17 protein-coding genes are annotated in these 18,342 nt (G+C 61.8%); 11 read left to right on the plus strand and 6 right to left on the minus strand.

All coding sequences use genetic code 11. From position 1 onward, the window contains the following. Window positions 1-333: 333 nt before the first annotated feature. The gene (locus C449_RS12160; protein ID WP_006078319.1) at window positions 334-4,233 is read right to left on the minus strand and encodes a hypothetical protein; all 3,900 of its coding nucleotides are present in this window, start codon (window positions 4,231-4,233) and stop codon (window positions 334-336) included. 210 nt (window positions 4,234-4,443) lie between these two features. On the opposite strand from C449_RS12160, the gene C449_RS12165 reads away from it, so the two are divergent. After that, complete coding sequence (locus C449_RS12165) at window positions 4,444-6,090, plus strand: thiamine pyrophosphate-binding protein (RefSeq protein WP_006078320.1); 1,647 nt, start codon at window positions 4,444-4,446, stop codon at window positions 6,088-6,090. 83 nt (window positions 6,091-6,173) lie between these two features. On the opposite strand, the gene C449_RS12170 is transcribed toward C449_RS12165, so the two are convergent. Both C449_RS12170 and C449_RS12175 read right to left on the minus strand, forming a co-directional pair. Then, window positions 6,174-7,277: a 3-hydroxyacyl-CoA dehydrogenase gene (locus C449_RS12170; RefSeq protein WP_006078322.1), complete on the minus strand. Its 1,104-nt coding sequence runs from the start codon at window positions 7,275-7,277 to the stop codon at window positions 6,174-6,176. Window positions 7,278-7,281: 4 nt separating this feature from the next. Continuing rightward, a complete protein-coding gene (locus C449_RS12175) occupies window positions 7,282-8,601 on the minus strand; it encodes an APC family permease (RefSeq protein WP_006078323.1) in 1,320 nt (439 codons plus the stop codon). Window positions 8,602-9,323: 722 nt separating this feature from the next. On the opposite strand from C449_RS12175, the gene C449_RS12180 reads away from it, so the two are divergent. Then, window positions 9,324-10,142: a DUF7388 family protein gene (locus C449_RS12180; protein WP_152415714.1), complete on the plus strand. Its 819-nt coding sequence runs from the start codon at window positions 9,324-9,326 to the stop codon at window positions 10,140-10,142. Between the two features lie 270 nt (window positions 10,143-10,412). After that, window positions 10,413-11,390: a pre-peptidase gene (locus C449_RS12185; protein WP_241430112.1), complete on the plus strand. Its 978-nt coding sequence runs from the start codon at window positions 10,413-10,415 to the stop codon at window positions 11,388-11,390. An 85-nt stretch (window positions 11,391-11,475) separates the two neighbouring features. Here the strand turns inward: C449_RS12185 and C449_RS12190 are convergent, their stop codons facing one another. Then, entirely contained in the window at window positions 11,476-11,802 is a 327-nt protein-coding gene (locus C449_RS12190; RefSeq protein WP_006078326.1) for a DUF5789 family protein, read from the minus strand. 125 nt (window positions 11,803-11,927) lie between these two features. Then, a complete protein-coding gene (locus C449_RS12195) occupies window positions 11,928-12,266 on the minus strand; it encodes an adenine deaminase C-terminal domain-containing protein (RefSeq protein WP_006078327.1) in 339 nt (112 codons plus the stop codon). Between the two features lie 415 nt (window positions 12,267-12,681). On the opposite strand from C449_RS12195, the gene C449_RS12200 reads away from it, so the two are divergent. The 8 genes from C449_RS12200 to C449_RS12230 all read left to right on the plus strand — a co-directional run bounded on the left by C449_RS12200 (window position 12,682) and on the right by C449_RS12230 (window position 17,338). After that, window positions 12,682-13,479 carry an HAD-IIA family hydrolase gene (locus tag C449_RS12200; protein WP_006078328.1) on the plus strand — a complete coding sequence of 266 codons (798 nt, stop codon included), beginning with the start codon at window positions 12,682-12,684 and terminating at the stop codon, window positions 13,477-13,479. Between the two features lie 72 nt (window positions 13,480-13,551). Beyond that, complete coding sequence (locus C449_RS12205; protein WP_006078329.1) at window positions 13,552-13,803, plus strand: MTH865 family protein; 252 nt, start codon at window positions 13,552-13,554, stop codon at window positions 13,801-13,803. A gap of 70 nt (window positions 13,804-13,873) precedes the next feature. Further along, the gene (locus C449_RS18355; protein WP_169316467.1) at window positions 13,874-14,023 is read left to right on the plus strand and encodes a hypothetical protein; all 150 of its coding nucleotides are present in this window, start codon (window positions 13,874-13,876) and stop codon (window positions 14,021-14,023) included. A 95-nt stretch (window positions 14,024-14,118) separates the two neighbouring features. Continuing rightward, the gene (locus C449_RS12210; RefSeq protein WP_006078330.1) at window positions 14,119-14,691 is read left to right on the plus strand and encodes a peroxidase-related enzyme; all 573 of its coding nucleotides are present in this window, start codon (window positions 14,119-14,121) and stop codon (window positions 14,689-14,691) included. Window positions 14,692-14,788: 97 nt separating this feature from the next. Next, a complete protein-coding gene (locus C449_RS12215; protein ID WP_006078331.1) occupies window positions 14,789-15,679 on the plus strand; it encodes an EamA family transporter in 891 nt (296 codons plus the stop codon). 75 nt (window positions 15,680-15,754) lie between these two features. After that, complete coding sequence (locus C449_RS12220; RefSeq protein WP_006078332.1) at window positions 15,755-16,009, plus strand: DUF5789 family protein; 255 nt, start codon at window positions 15,755-15,757, stop codon at window positions 16,007-16,009. 127 nt (window positions 16,010-16,136) lie between these two features. Then, window positions 16,137-16,733, plus strand: coding sequence for a winged helix-turn-helix transcriptional regulator (locus C449_RS12225; RefSeq protein WP_006078333.1), 597 nt, complete (start codon window positions 16,137-16,139; stop codon window positions 16,731-16,733). Between the two features lie 260 nt (window positions 16,734-16,993). Beyond that, window positions 16,994-17,338, plus strand: coding sequence for a four-helix bundle copper-binding protein (locus C449_RS12230; protein ID WP_006078334.1), 345 nt, complete (start codon window positions 16,994-16,996; stop codon window positions 17,336-17,338). A gap of 30 nt (window positions 17,339-17,368) precedes the next feature. Here the strand turns inward: C449_RS12230 and C449_RS12235 are convergent, their stop codons facing one another. Then, window positions 17,369-18,316, minus strand: coding sequence for a diacylglycerol/lipid kinase family protein (locus C449_RS12235; RefSeq protein WP_006078335.1), 948 nt, complete (start codon window positions 18,314-18,316; stop codon window positions 17,369-17,371). Window positions 18,317-18,342 lie beyond the last annotated feature (26 nt).

Consider the following 18,342-nt stretch of genomic DNA (forward strand, 5'->3'; position numbering starts at 1 on the left):
GCTTCTTGCGGGGATTGAGGCCGATTGTGAACTCTGGACTAGTCGCTTAGCGGCCAGTAGAGAAACGCTCGAGCCGTGTCAGCTGGTGAATCCGTGTGTGAACGCGGAGTGCCAAATGTAGTTCCCAAACATCATATTGATTAGTGCTTCCAACCGAACACTAGAGGCCCACAGACGACGTTCGCCTCAAACCCATACTTACAGAACTAGTCTGAGCGGCTGACTACACATTGTTATCTATAGGGATCCATCGTAATTTCCAGAGAAGAATCTCCGACAATCGACAATGGTCACAGTCACCGACAGGGGAACCATGAGAAGTTCACTGGAACTCTATAGTATCTCACGAAGGAATTCGACAGGATAGATGGCAGTCAGGCCGGGTGTCTCGATGCGAAACTGCTGGGGCGGCGTGTTCTTGCTGTAGGCCTTTTCGATCCGCGGCTCGCCATCGAGTGGATCGTTGAGTACGTCGAGCACGTCATGGCCACCATCACGCGTCATGACGACCCAAATCGCTTCTTCAGGATCACACGCAGCCATCTTATCGAAGTCATCGGGGACGGCCGTGTGGATATCGTGATTGATGCGCTCCGCCTCGACCGTGACGACGATCTCGTCGTTTGCATCGAGACCCGCGAGGTCGAGGCGGCGCTGGTCGTCGACATCGTAGTAGGGGAAAACCTCGACGACGGTCGATTCGGGATCACGCACGTATTTGGCCTCGAGATACTGCCGGGCAACCTCGACGGCGAAGACATGCTGGCTCGACTCTTCGAGGTCGCCCTGTCCGTGACCGTAGTCGACACCCTGGCGGTAGCTCTCTCCGAGTACTTTTCGTCCGGCCACCGTCACGGTGAACAGCCGATGAGGGTGGTCGGTGTCGTGACGCAGGAGATCGGCATCGAGAAGACCCTCGATCGCCTCGCTCTCGATACCGACGTACTCCTGGAGACGAAGCATACTGTCCCACAGCAGATCGTACTCCAGTTCAGGGTCATACCGGAGTTGCTGGGCGTTGTACACCACCTGGAGGAAGCAGAGCTGTCGGTCGGACCACTCCGAAGCGCTCCGTTCCTCGGGGGTGAGTTTGAGGTTGATATCACAGATCGGCACATCGTGACGGCCGACAGCGCTGAGGTCGTGACAGCAGTCGATAGCTCGTTTCATCCCATCGGCACTCGGATCGTATCGGTTGTCACAGTCGACACACCGGAGGGCGTGAATCGTGGGATCGTATTCGACACACGCGGGCAGGCGCTTCGTGAGTGGGAGCGCGGTGTCTACGCGCGCCAGTTGGACGTCAGCGGTTTCGTCCGTCGGCTCCGGTTCGACTCCGTCAACCGCTCCAGCTCCAGCCGGAGCAGCAGCGCGTGGTGGTTCGAACGACAGACCGTATGCCGACCGCGTCCATGCTTGCATGTCGATCCGCGCGTCCTCGAACGCCCATCGCTCCTGATTGGCAAGCGGCTGCTCGCTGGCCGGGTGTCCGGACGGAGGTGGGGCGGAACCAACGAGGAACGGTCGTGGTTCAGGCTCGTCGAAGGCAGCCGGGAGCCGCACCAACCACTGGCCGCGTCGCAGCGCTCGTAGCCGATTGCCAACCGCATCCGGATCCATGTCGTCGGTGGCTAGACGTCGCGCGAGTCGCCGGTCGACCGGAACGTTTCCCGTGACGAACGTCGAGATGTTGTTGAGGAGTTCGTCGTACGCACGCTCGTCGGCCTGGCGGAGTTGAGCCGGAAACTGCATCGACAGCGTGATCGAACAATCGAAGCCGCGGGACTGGGCAAGTAAGTCACCGAGGAGATCGGAGACGGCGACGCTCGCCGCCTCTTCAAGGTAGAGGTTCACCAGCGGATGGTCAGCGTCAGCGGAGGCACGTCGGCTACGCCGCCTAAGGGCGGTCCAGAGGTTCGAGAGCACCACCAGCGTCAGGACGCGCTGGGCTTCCGACCGGAGTTCGCCCATATCGAGGATGACGACGACGTCCTCGTCGAGCAGCGCCGCGAGATCGAAAACCGGATCACCACCCCCTGAATCCGGATCCGAGGTCGGGTTCACGTTCGAGTCCGGATCCCGATCCCGATCCTGATTCGGGTCTAGGTCCAGCTCCGAGATCGAATCGGAATGTGGGTGCGAATGCGAGTTCGAGTCCGGTACGTGGTTGAAGACGCTGGCAAGGCGGCCGTCGACGGGGATCTTCTCAAGACGATTAGCGACCCCCTGCATGATCTCGTCGAACGAGCGCTGGTGGTTTGCAACGACGCCACCCAGCATCCGTTCGAGGTCGGGATCGCTCACTGCCGGCACGGTCTGGCGTTCGTGCATCCGGCGAGCGGATTCGTGGAGTTGGCGGTGTGAAAACGCATCGCTCCCATGAACAGGATCGAACTGTGCCTTGAGGAGGTATCGAATCACGTCCGGCGACCGCACCGCCTGCTCGAAGCGTTCCCGGCCCATGATCTGCATGAGGATCTCGATGTAGTGATCGATGACGTCCTCGACGGCGGTCGTTCGAGGGACGCCCGCAGCGAGTTCGTCACGGATATCGAAAAACGAGAACGCGGGGAGGACGCTTCCACAGTCGAAATAGTACACGTCATCCAGCGACTCGAAGCGAGCGTAGTGCGAGCGGAGATACTCGATCGCCATCCCATCGCCCTTGGGATCGATCAAGAGGTCCGCACCCGATGTGGCAGCGTGATTGTCGAGGATCGCCGTGATCACGCTCGTGGATTTTCCCGATCCGGTCTTGCCGAACCATCCCACATGTAAGCGTTGGAGCGACGGGGGCAGCACGACCAGTTCGTCCGTGGTCACGTCGTCGTGCGTCCGAGCGTCGCCAAGGGTGAGCCCCACACCGCGATACGCGTCAAGCTGTTCGTCAGGCGGGCGTGGCAGGGCGGTTCGCTCGCCGGGCGTCGCGGCGACCGCCCGCGTGCCGGTCGCGGTCAGTGCCGGCCCACCGAGCACACAGAAGTTCGGTGCTTCCCGGACGTCGGCCACGATCCCCTGGCTCGTATTCGCCTTCCAAGGAAGGTGTGTCCCGAGGCGTTCGTAATCCGGTGGGTGAAACGTTCGCTCGCTGATCGCCCGGAACACACGATGGCCGGGTGGGAGGGTTCCCGCATGGAGGTCCTCGTCGGTCCGCACCATGCCGTCGAGTTCGTAGGTAGTGCGTCCGACGGCGCTGAACACCGTGGCGAGGTCTTCAGCCGCACGCGTGGCGGCATCAGGATTCTCGGGAGTCAGCGCGGCCGCACGGACGTTGAGATCGAACGATCGACGGGTTTGCTTCGCATCGAGTTCGTCGAGCCGCGTGCGTTCGCTTCGAATGGGGGTTGTTTCGTCGGGTGCGTGTGCTGTGTGATCCGTGTGTTCGTCGGCGGCCTGTGGAACGATCGCCTCCAGCAGCGCGTCGCCGATACGCGCCCCACGGGTGTCGTGACCCTGTTCCAACCGATGGTGGCGAACCGTGGCGGCGGCGGTCCAGTCGGGTTTGGGTCGCATGAGCACCTGATAGACCATCGCGACGGACGTGTCGGCCATCGTCTCGACGACTGCCGTGAGAGGGACGTGATCCCCGCTAGTAGAGTGAAACCGGTTAAAGGGTGTCAGCTGTGTCTGCCAGTCGTTGCGACGCTCAGCGACACCGTGATACTCGACACCGGCAACGAAGCATTCCTCGTCGGCTGTCGCCGTTATATCGACTGCGCCTGTCCCATCAGTGAACCCGCCCGTGCCAGCTAGCCCTCGCTCGCCGCCCGCTCTCACTTCGGAGGTCGCTTTCGCCTCGCCGAACGGCTGCTCGTCCGCAGGCTCTCGGTGCTCGTCCGCAAGCTCCCGCACCGCGGGGCCACAAGCGCATGTGAGGTCAAGCGTCGTCCGATCGAATTCGTAGGTGTCGGGAAAGAGACTCCGCAGCGCGCGTTCGAGCCCGTCGGGATCGTGCTCGGTATCGAGCCCGAAGTAGTACTCGATCGTGGGGACGTCGGCGGGCGAAATGAGGAGGCACTCGATCGTCGGTGGGGTTGGCGACCTCCCAGTGAGGTGCTGCACCCACGAGCCCGTGGTCTGCGTCGATCCCATTCGATGCAGGCGTTCGAATGGACTCTGGATCGACTCGGTCGATAGTGGATCGTCGCTCGGTCGAACGGCGATGTACGATCGGGACCCGGGTCGATCGCCGTCATGCCCACCGTCTGCGGGTTCGTCTTCGGCTCCCGCCATCGTAGAAAGAGGCTCGACGGTGAGCTTTAGTCTTCTTACAACACCCCTGGGTCCCCCAGTGAGGATGGAGCCTCGGGAGATGTGCCTCTGGATTCCCAAGCGGAACGTTCTGGCAAACCGACCGCGATCAGATGCACCCGACAACGGCCCAACGGTTTTCTCGATCGGGGGTTTCGAGGTGGGTATGCGACGTCATCAGTGGGGTGGTCGATGATGCGAACGACCGATGCCTTGGTCGCACTACTCGAGCGCACGGGTATCGAGACGGTCTTTGGCTTCCCCTGTGAGCAGATGGATCCGTACTACGCGAGTATTGGGAGTTCGTCACTGCGGCACGTGCTCGGTCGTAGCGAAGCGAGCGCCGCGTTGATGGCCGATGGCTACGCGCGTGCGTCGGGGCGCGCTACTGTTGTCGACGGTGTTAGCGGCCCCGGCGCAGCCTACATCGGAGTTGGACTGGCCGAGGCTTCCGGTGCGTCCTCGCCGGTTGTCGCGCTAACGGGTGGAAACGAGCGCGACACACGCGGAAACGGCGTGATTCAGGACGGCGACAACGAAGCGATTCTCGACCCCTTCACGACGGCCACCTTTGACGCCGAAACACCGAACCGGGCCGTCGAAGCTCTCGAACACGCACTCAGGGAATCGACAGCTGGTGTCCCCTCTCCAACCCACGTGAACCTCCCAGAGGACGTATTGCGGGAGGAAACCGACCGCACACCCCGAGAGGACATCGATGCGGCCTATCCTACCTCGCGTCCGCCAGCCGATCACGACGACGTTCGTGCGGTCGCCGAACTGCTCGATGAGGCCGAACGCCCAGTCGTCGTCGCCGGGGAAGGCGTCGTCCGCGCTGACGCGACGGCGGAGCTCGCCGAGTTCGCGGAGAGCGCAGACGTTCCGGTGGTCACATCGATGAACGGAAAGGGAGCGGTCGTCGAAACGGAGCCGTATGCGCTGGGAGTCGTCGGACGGTGGGGTTTCTGTCAGGTAGCTAACGACGCGCTCGCGAACGCCGATCTCGTCTTTGGCTTTGGAACTCGATTCGGCGAGCTAACGAGCGTTGGCTGGTCGCTGGTGCCCGAGGACGTACCGCTCGTCCACGTCGATCGTGATCCCGCGTGGCTCGGACGCAACTACGAGCCAGCGGTCGCGCTCCGTGCTGATCTCAAACCCACGCTTGCGGCGCTCGCCGATCGCGCCAATGAAGTCGACGATCGGGCAGCTCGCATCGAATCACTCGCCGCCGACCGAGCCGACTGGCGTAAGGGGTTCGCTGACGATCTCACGAGCGACGACACGCCGGTCAAACCCCAGCGCGTCGTCGGTGAATTGAACGAGCGACTCCCTTCGGAGTCGGTGCTCGTGAGCGCAACGAGTTTCCCCGGCTTCTTCTCGGGAGCCTTCTACGAAACCGAGCGGACGGGGACAAGCTATCTTCAGGCACGCGGCAGCGACGGCATCAACGTCGCGCTGCCACAGGCGCTTGGCGTTCAGGCAGCACTCCCCGAGACACCGGTCGTTGTGATTTCGGGTGACGGCGGTATCGGCTATCACATCGCCGATCTGGAGACCGCTGTTCGTGAGGAGCTTCCCGTTACTGTCATCGTCACGAACAACGATTCGCTCGGCTCCTCGAAGATGAGCCAAGCGGGCAGCTACAATGTCGATGTTTCGACCGACTTCTCTCCCGAGGTCGATTACGCGCAGGTAGCACGGGGGTTCGGCTGTGACGGCGAGCGGATCGAGGCACCCGAGCGCGTCGGTCCCGCTATCGCCGAAGCACTCGACAGCGGTCGACCCACGCTGCTCGATATCGCCGTCGATCCGTTCGCCGCGCCGCCACTGCTGGTGTAGCGAAAGTTCGGGTAGACTCCCTCGCCCCGCTCGTGCTGACCTGCTCGCCGAGAAAGGGGGCTTAGCGCCCTGCACCGCACAGGCTAAAACACCGGATCGAAAATCTCGGCACCGGTCTCCGCGTATCGATGTTCGAGTGACTCTCTGAGCGTATCGGTTCCGAGCATCGATTCGATATCGAACGGTCCGATCGACCCGCCGGAGCCGCGTTTGAGAACGTCATCGATCGTCGAGGGCTCGCCTACACCATCGTTGACGAGACGATGAGCTTCGTTGACCAGTGCCGCGACGATAGGGGTGACGTCGTGTGGTTCGTCCACCTCGGGAACAAGGCAGGTGCCGTCTTCCCACTCGAAGAATCCCTGCCCGGTTTTCATGCCGAGAGAGTCCGCTTCGACCATCGTCTCCATGCGGTTCCGGATTGTCGTCGGTGGAGCGTAGCGGTCGCCGTAGGCCCCAGCGAGATTGTCGACGGTCGCAAGATGGACATCGATGCCGATGAGATCGATGAATTCGAGGGGTCCTCGTTCGAAGCCCACAGCTGTTGCGCCGCGGTCTATCGTCGCCGCCTCGGTTCGACAGAGTTCCCACGTCCCCGCAGACTTGATGCTCGCCGAGAGCCGCGAGAGGCAGTTAGCACGGTGTTCCGTCTTGAGTCGTATCGGCTTGTGGCCGATCCTCGTTGCGACCTCATGTGCGGTGTCGAGGGCGGTGTCGGTCGCGTGGTCGCCCGCGATCTCGACGATATCCCGCTCGATTGCGGGATTCGCGAAGTGAAACAGTACCACACGCTCGGGATGGTCGGCTCCGACAGCGATGTCGCTCGGTGTAAGCGAGGACGTGTTCGTAGCGATGATCGCCTCGGTATCGAGGACTGCTTCGAGGTCGTCCACGAGGCTGCGCTTCAGGTCGAGCCGCTCGGGAACCGCTTCGACGACGAACTCACAATCGGCCAGCGCAGCGAGATCACTCGCGTAGTCGAGAGTGGCGAGTGGTTCGTCCGCCGTCTCGATGTGACTCGCCGCGATCGTCTCCCGCAGCGAGTTACGGTGATAGTTGCGAGCCGATTCGAGTGCATCGGCGTCGATATCGACGAGTGTGACCGGGAAGCCCCCGTTGCTGAGCAGTCCCGCGATATCGCGGCCCATCAGCCCTGCGCCGACCACGCCGGTGGAGGCCGGTTGCATGGTATCACCACTCCGTCGGGGTGCGCTTGACCGTTTGGTTTCCAAGCCGTGTGCGAACGAGGTAATAACACCCGCCGACCACCAGTGCGGTGAGCCAGATGGCGAATATCGTTGGCGACTGTGAGGCGACTAACACGAGCAAGACGAGATTCAAAACCACGGCAAGTACGCCAACAGCACCGATGGTTCGTGGCGTGAGCGGGACCGCCGAGGAACCGACCAGTTCGTGGTTGCGCACGACAGCGATGGCCGCAAGCATCACCGGGATAACGAGGAAGACGCCGCCGAAACTGAGCAGCGAGCCCAGGTTCGCAATTGGTAACGGCGAGAGCAGCATTGCGACCGAAAGTCCATAGATAAGGGTCAATCCCCAGTGTGGCGTCCCGAAGCGTTCGTTTCTCACGGTCAGCAACGCCGGAAACAGCCCGTCGGCGGCGAGCACTTCGAGGTACTTCGGCGTAATGATGAACACGGCGTTCATGCTCGTCGCGATCGCGAACAACGCGCCGCCAAGAACGAACACCGACTGGAGCGTCCCCGGCAGGAAGCGTTCGGCCGGCACTGTGAGTGCTGCGTTGGCCATCGCGTCCGCACCGACTGCACCAACGGCGACGACACCGACGCCAACGTAGAGCACCAACACGAGCGGGATGCTCAGTGCAAATGACTGAGGGATGGCGATCGTCGCTTCTCGGATATCGCCACCGATGTCGACGACGAAGTTCGCACCGAGGCAGACGAAATAGAGGATTCCCGCTGCCGTGACGACGCCGACCGCGCCGCTTGGAAACAGGGGCGTTAGGTTCGCCGTCTCGACCGCCGGCACGCCGAAAACGACAAACATGCCGAGAGACCCGACCAGAATCACGAACATGCCGACCTGTGCCACTGCGGCCGGACGAATTCCGAGGAGATTGAGGACGAAAAACGCCGTGAGAAGCACGAATCCGACCGTGGTCGGTGCGACCGGAGTCAGTGAGGCGACGTACTGGCCCGCCGTGAGCGCATACAGGGGAAGCCCACCGCCGAGCATGCTGATACCAAGTCCCCACGCAGCCAGAAAGGCCAGCGGAACCGAAACAAACCGTGCTGGATAGCGATAATTACCCCCCGTTGTCGGAAAGAGCGAGCCAAGCATCGCCGTTGGAATCAGCCCAAGAATGGCGATTGCCAGCGCGATACCGAACGCGACCACGACGCCAGCACCTGCAATGCCAACGGCCACGCCGGTCAGACTGAACAGCGCTCCGCCAACGATGAGACCGACTTCAATGGCGACGGCCTGTAGCAGCGTTACACCACCACCCTTGGTAGCACCCGGCATACGAGAGGGACGAAGAGTCGTGGCTTAAAGCTTGATACGCGACATGTGGGCTCACGACGATCCGTTCATGGCTCGCCCGCTCGCCGCGTGCCGCCCTCCGCAGCGCTCGGCACCGACCATTCTGGGCTTGCGCCTCGTGAGCTCCCTCCGACTCCGTCGTCGGTCGCCACACTCGGCGTTCCGGGCATCTGGTTTGCCGCCAGCACCAAGCGCGCTTTCGGTTGCGTCGCCCGTGCTCGCTCCCCTGGGTCGCTGTGCCGGGCGACGGACGCGAAACCGGCTTGTGTGCTGGCCGCTCGCTCCGGGTGGGTCGGCGCGCGGACTTGATCGCGGGGGTTCTGAGGGCGCACTCCGCTCGCGCCTCCTTCACAGAGGTGCGACCTCCCCGCTCGAACCCGTCGTGACTGCTCGTCGGCTCGTGTGCAGGACCAATCGCGACGAGACGGTCGGCGGTGATTTTTTCTCCATCTGTTTGGCGAGTCGGTCGTCGCAAACCGTGATATCGTCCATCTTGGTTCAGGTGCGCTCGCCGTGAGATGGTGAGTGTTGATATGGGATATCCGACCATGATATCAGCCACAAAACGCTCGCTCGTTGCGGATCGACGGAGTTTTCCACCAACTCTCAATATGATTTGTATGGTCGCACAGACGATGGATCGTGTTCCGCGAGAGTAACACAGATCATCGCGTCTTCTCAGGCATCTCTGATGGAGGTCACAGATAATGTCTATAGAAGAATTCGTTAGCAGGGACTTTGATGGTATCGCACTCAAACCCACGGAGATCAATCTCAACCAAGTGAGCGTTGGGAAGGTAGAAACCGTGGTAGTGGATTACGAAGGCCGCGAGCACGTTCCCGACTCGACGCTCCTCAAGAGATTCGCCGGAGAAACCACGGTACGCGTCACTACACCGATCCGTGCCGACGGGTTCGACCCATTCGGAGACAACCGGGTCACCGAACAACTACCTCAGAGCGTCGATCGGGTAATCGTCGCCGGGAACCCAGCATACCTCACGGATGACGAACGGCGGCGTGCCATTGGACCACGCCTCGGGGCGGCTCGCGAGGACGCGCCGACGGCATGGGTCGGGACCGAAGGCGTCGAACGGCTCGCGCTAGCGGCGGGTGGTACACAGTTCGAACTCCTCGCACCAACGACCGCTCGCGAGGTACGTGCACTCCGTGCAGCGGGACTCGAGGGATCGATAGCCGTCTATGCACCGGTCGTCGCTACGGACGACGAACAAATACTCCTCAACACACTGGGCGAGTACGTCGCTCGTCGTGGATCAGTCGCTACAGCGCTCGAAAACGCCCATCCAGAAAGCCCACCCCGCACGACCGCGACTGATGGCGTGGCGACCGACGCCACGGCAAGCGGACAGGTTCGGTCGATACTGCTGGATGCAATCGAAGAATTCGCGCTCGTTGGCCGGCCCGAACAGGTCGATGAGCGCATCAGCGACCTCCGCGCTGTCGGTGTTGATACCGTCATCGGCTACCCGGCACGAGGGGCTGGCTGGCTTTGGCACTGACCGATCGTCGCTGGTATTCAACAGGTCCGTCATTCTGGATAGGCAAAGTCAGATGCCGTAAACCTCGAAGTATAAGTGTAGCCCGACGACGAACGATCGCTTACGTTAGAAGTGAACTTGTGACAAGCGTTGTGAGCTACCTCGTCCTACTCAGACTACTGATCTCGTGCGACAGCCACTCCACAAAGCTATCATACGACAGAGGTATCCACAAGACTTATTATATGTCATTCCCAGAAAACATATTACAAAACCTCTAAGATATCTGTGATGTCGATGACTTCCAATCGAACGGCCCACGAAACGGAGACGAGTTCTTCAAGCAACGACCGTGATACTCATCAGTCAGTAGATGTAACACGGCGCCGATTCATCGCGACGAGCGCGGCCGGGGTGGCTGGCCTTGGAGCGCTTGGGAGTGCGGGGAGTGCGGCAGCCGCCTCGGGCGAACATACGCTCGTTATCGAAGGATTCGACTCACAGACCTCCTACTCGTTCACGGTCGGAAACAATCTCGAAAAGAGCACAGCCGAAGGCGCGACCATCGATGACAATGACGAAATCATCGACCAAAGCGCACACGGGCAAGTCTGGGAAGGGAAAGATGCCTACACGTTCGACGGCCCGCTGTATTCGTTTGACTTCGATCGCTCGGGAGAGATCAACGTCACTCTAGATGGGGAACCGGCACGTGTCGGGAATCGACCGGACCACACGCTGCTCATCGAGGGATTCGGACCAGTAACTTCGTATTCGTTCTCGACCAGCGGACGGGCCAAACACAGCGACGCCTACAATGCGACTGTCAACAAAGCCGAGAAAATCAACGACTACGGTGTCACCGGGGCAGTCCAAAACGGGAAGGATGCCTTCACGTACGACGGTGAGTTGCTGTCATTCGACTTCGACCGAGATGGCGAAGTTCGAGTCACGATCGATGGCAAAGCTGCCCACGTCGGTCAACGTCCGGATAGAACCATCACGGTCGTTGCCAAGGGCAGATATGCGGAATACAGGGTTGGATTCGATGGTTCCATTCGAGAAGTCATAGACGCTGAGAGCGGCCAGGACGGCATCAATGAGGACAAGTTTGAAGGACTCCCCGATGAGGATGGAGACCAGACGTTTGACGGCGCCGTCAGTGCGACTGGCTATGACAAATTCACCATCGATGGAGACGTAACTCACACCGTATATCACAACGACAACGCCCCCGCCATTTACTCCAACCACCGTCAAGTCGTGTGACTAAGCGACGACCGAGTGACGAGATACACACGAACTCGACTGAGAGATTCGGCGATATAACTGAACGCAGGAATTCAATGGTGTATCAGATGGACTCCGGTTCCCAGTCGGTTTCTTCCCCGGGCGCAGGAGGAGACCGATCGGAGTACCCTTTTCGCCCAATCGCTCTGTCATCGACCATGTTCAGTACTGCCTGTCGAGCATCCTCAGCCGAGTCGAACTCCTCTTCTTGAAGCGGTTCGAAGAGATTTTCCAGCGTCTGCGTCCCGTCTGGTAGTTTCACCTCGTAGTCACCGTAGTCCTCAATGAGATCGGTGCTTGTCGCTGGATAGCTATGATTGTCGATTCGGTTGGCCAACGATCCGAACTCTACCCCCTGCTCCCGCGTCTTGTCGGTATCTCTCTCCCCCATTGGAGGAGTATTTCCGCTTCTTCACAAAAGATAGTTATGTCTAGTTTCATTTCGAGAACTGATCGATTTGCTTATTGAATTGCGACCTACGACGATGAACCCGATATTGAGTGGTGAGTTGAGGGTCACTCGGTATCCAGGACAACATCGACGATCGACCCAGCACGGACGTCCACAAATCCACGATCCGTGAGGCGGAGTTCGGGAATCACCTCCAGCGTCAGATTGTCGAGTTCCATCACGCCGTCGGAGAGCGTGAGTCCGAGGTCGCGGGCAGCATCGTCGGCCATGACAAGTATTCTCGCGATTTCTACAGAGGATTTCGACGAGAGCAGCCCTGGGATCGGGAGCTCGAGCGTCGTGATTCCCGCGGTATCGTTCTCGGCGTCTTCGAGGCGTGGATCGTACACGCCGAGGCCACCGTCGATCGTCCGGAGATGATTCGCGAGGCGAGCCATCGCCATATGGGACGACCACTCCTCGACGGATCAGCCCAGGCGGTTTTCGGGGATCACGAGACACTTGCCGAGACTGACGTTGCTCCATCGGCGGTTACACGTATCGCCGATCGCCTGGATATCCCAGAAACGGTTTTGACGGTCGAGGAACTGTTCACACATATTTGAATACACATCCCTGTGAACGCGGAGAAGTCCCGATTTGGGGGTAGTAACAACCTCCCTACCCTACCGCTCGGGGCTTAAGCGTGGAGTAGTTCACCACCAGTATCATATATTATCAAGAGCCTGCAGCGAAACTACGAGTGTGTGTCTGTGAGCCCAGTCGTGATCTGGCTACCGCGTACCCGAATACGGCACCAACGATCAGCCGTCGAACCGACCAACGGGGTTTAGCCCGCCCCGCACGGAGTGGCGTTGAATGGCCACTCGTGGCGTGATCATCGATCTCGACGGCACGGTCTATCGTGGCAACACCCGCCTTGCCGGTGCTCGCGAAGGGATCGCAACGCTTCATGATTCCAGCTGTGACGTCTGTTTCGTCTCGAACAACCCAGCGAAATCCCCTACGGAGTTTGCCGCGCGACTCACCGAAATGGATGTGCCAGCCGACGCCGAAGCCGTCGTCTCGGCGGCCAGCGTCACCGCAACGACGCTCGAACGAACGCATTCCGACGCCGACCTGTTCGTGATCGGGTCGCCCGGACTCCGATCGATCCTCGAAAATAGGGACTTTGCGCTGACCGACGATCCGGCGGCGTGTGACGTGCTCGTGGCCTCGTACGACCGAGGCTTCGAGTACGACGACATGACCGACGGACTGCGCGCAATCGAGGCCGGCGCGGCGTTCGTGGGCACCGACCCCGATCGGACGATCCCGACCGCGGACGGCCGCGCGGTGCCGGGTTCGGGCGCGATCATCAACGCCATCACGGGCGTCGTTGACCGCGAACCCGACTGGATCGCGGGCAAACCCGCCGAACGGATGGCCGAGACGGCGCTCACCCGACTCGATTGCGCGCCCGAGGAGTGTCTCGTGATCGGCGACCGCCTCGACACCGACATCGCGATGGGCGAGCGTCACGGGATGACGACGGTGCTCGTCCTGACCGGCGTGACCGATCGAGCAACGCTCGCCACGAGCGACATCGAACCAGATCACGTGATCGACGGGCTCGGCGACATCGGGGTGGTGCTCGACACGATCGACGCCGACTGACCCGACAATTCCGGAAAACGGGTCCGAGGTTCCCGAACGTTTTTGGTGTCAGTCGGTGAAGACGAGGGCGCTATGGCAGACGAAGACGAACTCCGCTCCCAGATGATGAACGCGTTCGAAGAGGCCGACTACCCGATCTCGAGCCCGATGGATCTCGTGCCGGCGCTCCCGAACGGCCCCTCCACCAAGTTCGAGTCCGGCGACTTCTCGATGACCGCGATGGAGCTCAACACCAAACTCGACGGGGGGAACTTCCCCTATGAGAGCCCCGACGCGTTCGTCGACGACATCATCGACCAGCTCAAATCTCAGGACGAACTCTAAGCGCAGGCGTTCTCCCCGTCTCAAATTCCGCGAAGCTTGGAGTTAACCCGGCCGCCATCGAAGGCCCACTATGGCTGGCCTGGTGGCGGCGTTCGAGACGATCGTGGAGGTGTTGTTTCGAACGTTCGGGCCGTTCGTCATCCCCGCGACCGTCTTCGTCGTCGGTCTCGTCGGCTACGCCGTGCTCTTCCTGTTCAATCGATGGGTCGCCGGTCAGTGAGCCACCCATCGACGCTCGCCGGACGCACCGGTACCGGACGACACCAGCCCAACAGCTAAGCAGTAGCGCACCGCTCGTGTGCTATGGTCGAGCCCATGCGCGAGTTCGAGACACCCGATGTCGAGGAGCTTCCAACCGATCTCCAAGAGCGCATCACGGCCGAAAGCGAGGACGCGGGCTTCACGCCGAACGTCTTCCGGGCGTTCGGGTATCGGCCCTCCCATTTCCGAGCCTTCTTCGCCTACCACGACGCGCTGGTCGAGCACACCGCTTTGGAGCGCGAGGAAATCGAGATGATCGTGGTCGCGGTCAGCGGTGCGAACGACTGCTATTACTGCATCGTCGCCCACGGTGCACTGCTCCGGATCTACGCCGACGATCCGCTGCTCGCCGATCAGCTCGCCGCCAACCACCGCGCCGCGGACCTCAACGAGGCCCATCGCACGATGCTCGACATCGCGGTGAAGCTCACCGAATCCCCTGGTACTGTCGACTCGAGCGACGTCGACCGGCTCCGCGAAGTGGGCTTTTCCGAGAAAGCGGCGTGGGACATCGCCAGTGTGACCGCCTTCTTCAACCTCTCGAACCGGATGTCGACGTTCGCCGACATCCGGCCGAACGAGGAGTTCCACACGCTCGGCCGGAGTGACCCCGAGACGAACGAGTGAATCGGGCTGCGGCCGACCGAATCGCTCCCGCTCGCAGCACCGCCCGACACGCTTCGCAAACGGGAAGGCGGACGCCCCCGCCGATCGAACATATGGTATGATCGGTGGTTTCGGTGGCCCGGGAGTCGTCTTTGCTGTGCTTGCGGCGTTCGTCTGGGGTGGCTACCTGTTCGTCATCAAATCGTACTTCGCTGGCTACCCCGCCTCGGTGATCCTCGTCGGAATCAACGTTGCGGCGTTCTGCTGGTATCTTCCAGTTGCCGTTCTGACGACTCCGTCGAACGCACCGCTACTGCCCGGATCGCTGGAGCCGACCGCGTGGCTGTTCATGCTCGGTGTCATCGGGGTCACCGCGCTCGCGACTGGCGCGATGTTTCGTGCGCTCGCCGTCGGCGACGTCTCCTACGTCGCTCCGGTGAGCAAGATCGTGCCCGTCTTCGTCCTGCCACTCGAAATCGTGCTCCTCGACGAACACCTCTCGACCGTTCAGATCGCGGGTGTCGTGATAGCGACGTTCGCGGTCTACCTCATGAACTACCGCGGCGGTGGGTTGCTCGTGCCGCTCCGGAAGACGGTGACGTACCGACCGGCGCAGTTCGCCCTGCTGAGTGCGGCGCTGTTCGGGATCGTCGACGTGTCTCGCCGGGTCGTCCTCCAGGAGTTCACGATCCCACCGCGGGTGTGGGTGCTCGGACTGTTCGGAGGAATGGCCCTCCTCGTGGCCCCTGTCGCGATACGATCCTGGCCGGAGGGCACGCGGCGTGACGCTCCGAAGTTCGTCGCAACGGCGCTGTTCGCCGTCGTCGGCGAGCATCTCACCGCCCTCGCGTTCGATGTCGCCCCGGCGAGCATCGCCTCACCGATCATCAACACTCAGGCGGTAGTGGCGGTTCTTCTGGGGGGTGTCGTGCTCCACGAGGAACGTCTCCGCTCTCGGCTTGGTGCTGCCATGATCGCCGTCACCGGCGTGGCGCTGATCGCCGCGTAACCTATCGTTCCACGGATACTCACCGACCATGGTGGCTCACCGCACGGTTAAGCCGATGGCCACCGTATCGGTGGTATGCAAGAGGTGAAACTCGGACGGATCGCACCTGTTCTCGCTGAGTTGGAGTATCCGATATCACGTGAGGCCGTCGTCGACCAACTGGGTGAAACGACCGTCCTCCTGGCGGATGGCAAGGTGAACTTCGGCGACCTCATCGACGAAGCGAACGAGGAAACGTTCGACTCTCACGACAGCCTTCTCCTCGAAACGATGAACCTGCTCCCGCGTCACGCGGTCGGCGAGCCGTACCAATCCGAAGGCGAGGGCTGAGCGGCGATCGAACGCCCTCGTCAACGGCCCGCACGTAGCCGGATGGTGTGTGCGAGGACGACACTCGGAGGTTCCGTCACGCGTCGAACGGCGGAAGGGACTTTGCCGCGCCGAGTCTTCGACTGATATGCGCGGCCTCGACGACACCGACCGCGAGATTCTCGATCTTCTCACCGACGACGCCCGTCGACCCTACCGTGAGATCGCCGACCGGGTCGATCTCTCGCCGCCGGCGGTGTCCGACCGGGTCGACCGGCTCCGCGAGCTCGGCGTCATCCGCGGGTTCACGCTCGATCTGAATCGATCACTGCTCGACGCCGGACGCCACGTCCTCGTCGAGCTACGTGTTCGGCCCGCGACGCTTGAGGATGTTCGATCAGCCATCGAGGTCGCGACGCCAGTTGAACACGTCTTCACCACCGCCGACGCCCGAATCGTCTTCGACGCCACACTCGACGGGCGTGACGTCCGCGACCTCCTCGCCGAGACGATCGACCTCGACGCAGTGCAGGAGTACGATGTCCGGCCGCTGTCGAGCACGTCGTGGACGCCCCAGATCGGCGACGCGGCGTTCGCGCCCGAATGCGTCGAATGTGACAACACCGTCGACGAGGAAGGGACGACAGCGCGACTCGACGGTGAGCTGTATCACTTCTGCTGTCCGTCGTGTGAGTCGCAGTTCACCGAGCGGTACGAGACGCTCCGTGAGGGCGCGGCAGATTGAGACAACGGGCGACATCTTCACGACGTCACGCACAGCAGAGGGCTATCGGAGACGTCGGCGACGGACAGCCAGCCGATCCCGGCAATCTTCCGGATGGACGATATCCGTTCAACGGGCGTTGTGCGCTGTGTCGGCGGCTTTCGAAACCAAACCGGCCGACGGATGTGGTTCAGTACGGTCGCTTCGAGATTCGTCGTCCGATTGGCTTCGGTTCGTGAGCCACAACGGACGAAAGGTTCACCCTCCAAGGAGAAACCGTAATGGCGCTGCAAGAGATCGACCACCTCGACGACGACGCACGTGACTGTCTCGACAACTGCCTCGAAGCCGCGCAGGTCTGTGAGTGGTGTGCCGACGAGTGTGCGAGCCACGGTGAAGAGATGGCCGAGTGTATCAGACTCTGCCGGGATGTCGCGGATATCGCATCGCTCCACGCACGGCTGATGGCACGCGATTCGGCGTACAGCGAGGATCTCGCCGCAACCTGTGCAGAGGTCTGTGAGGCCTGTGCCGACGAGTGCGAGGGCCACGATCACGACCACTGCCAGGCCTGTGTGGACATCCTTCGCGACTGTGTCGAGTCCTGCCGCCGGATGGCGTCCTAAGGCTCGGATCGTCGTCCGATCGGGTGATCCTCACTGGGTCGGATCGGGTTCGTACTCCGGGCCGACGGCCATCGAGAGCGCACCCGGCCGGACCTGGAGGTCGAGTTCGTGGTGGGTGCTGATCTCGCCGTCGAGGCTGAAGTCGATCGAGCGGTCGCGGCCCACGATCTGGAGGCGTCGGGCGAAGAGTCGATCGACGTGTTCGGTGTCTCGGCCGAGGAGCTGCTGGGCGATCGCCTCCGTAACGCGATCGCTCTGTGGCATTTCCTCGATCACGGTGACGTCGAACAGTCCGTCCTCGACGTTCGCCTGGCCGATCCGATTCGTGAACCGCCGGGAGTTGCCGACGAGCACACAGAGTGCCTCGCCCGACCACGACCACGTCTCGCCGTCGGCGACCGCGTCAATGGTGAGATCGAGTGGGTCGAATGTCGCCGCCTGCTGGACGCCCGTGATAACGAACGCGAGCGGGCCGAACCGTTCCTTGACGTCGGACGTGGTCGCAGCGCTCGCATCGGCGGTCAGCCCCGCGACGCAGGACTTCACGAATGGCTCATCGTCGGCAAGTCCGAGGTCGAGCGCACGGACCTCACCTTCATCGAGCATCGCAAATCCGTGTTCGATCCCCTCGATCCCGAGATCGGTCGCCACGATGTTCGCCGTGCCAGCGGGGAGCACGCCGAGCCGAACGTCGTCGAGCGCTTCAGCCGCCACGAGCCCCTCGATCACCTCCTTCAGGGTGCCGTCGCCACCGCACGCACCGAGCACGCTAACCCCGTCCGCTGCGGCCTCGCGAGCGAGATCGGCCGCATGTCCTGCCTCGGCCGTCTCGCGCACGGAGTAGCCGCGCTCGTCGGCGAGACGACGGACGGTCGAGAGGTGATCGCTCGACCCACTCTCTGGGTTCACGATCACGCGCTTTTCGGCGTCGTCGGCCGTCGCTCCGCCATCGGTTTGAACGGTGGTCGGGGGTCTCATCGTGCTGTCCGACGTTCGTTCGGTGG

Source organism: Halococcus saccharolyticus DSM 5350 (assembly GCF_000336915.1).
Lineage (GTDB): Archaea > Halobacteriota > Halobacteria > Halobacteriales > Halococcaceae > Halococcus > Halococcus saccharolyticus.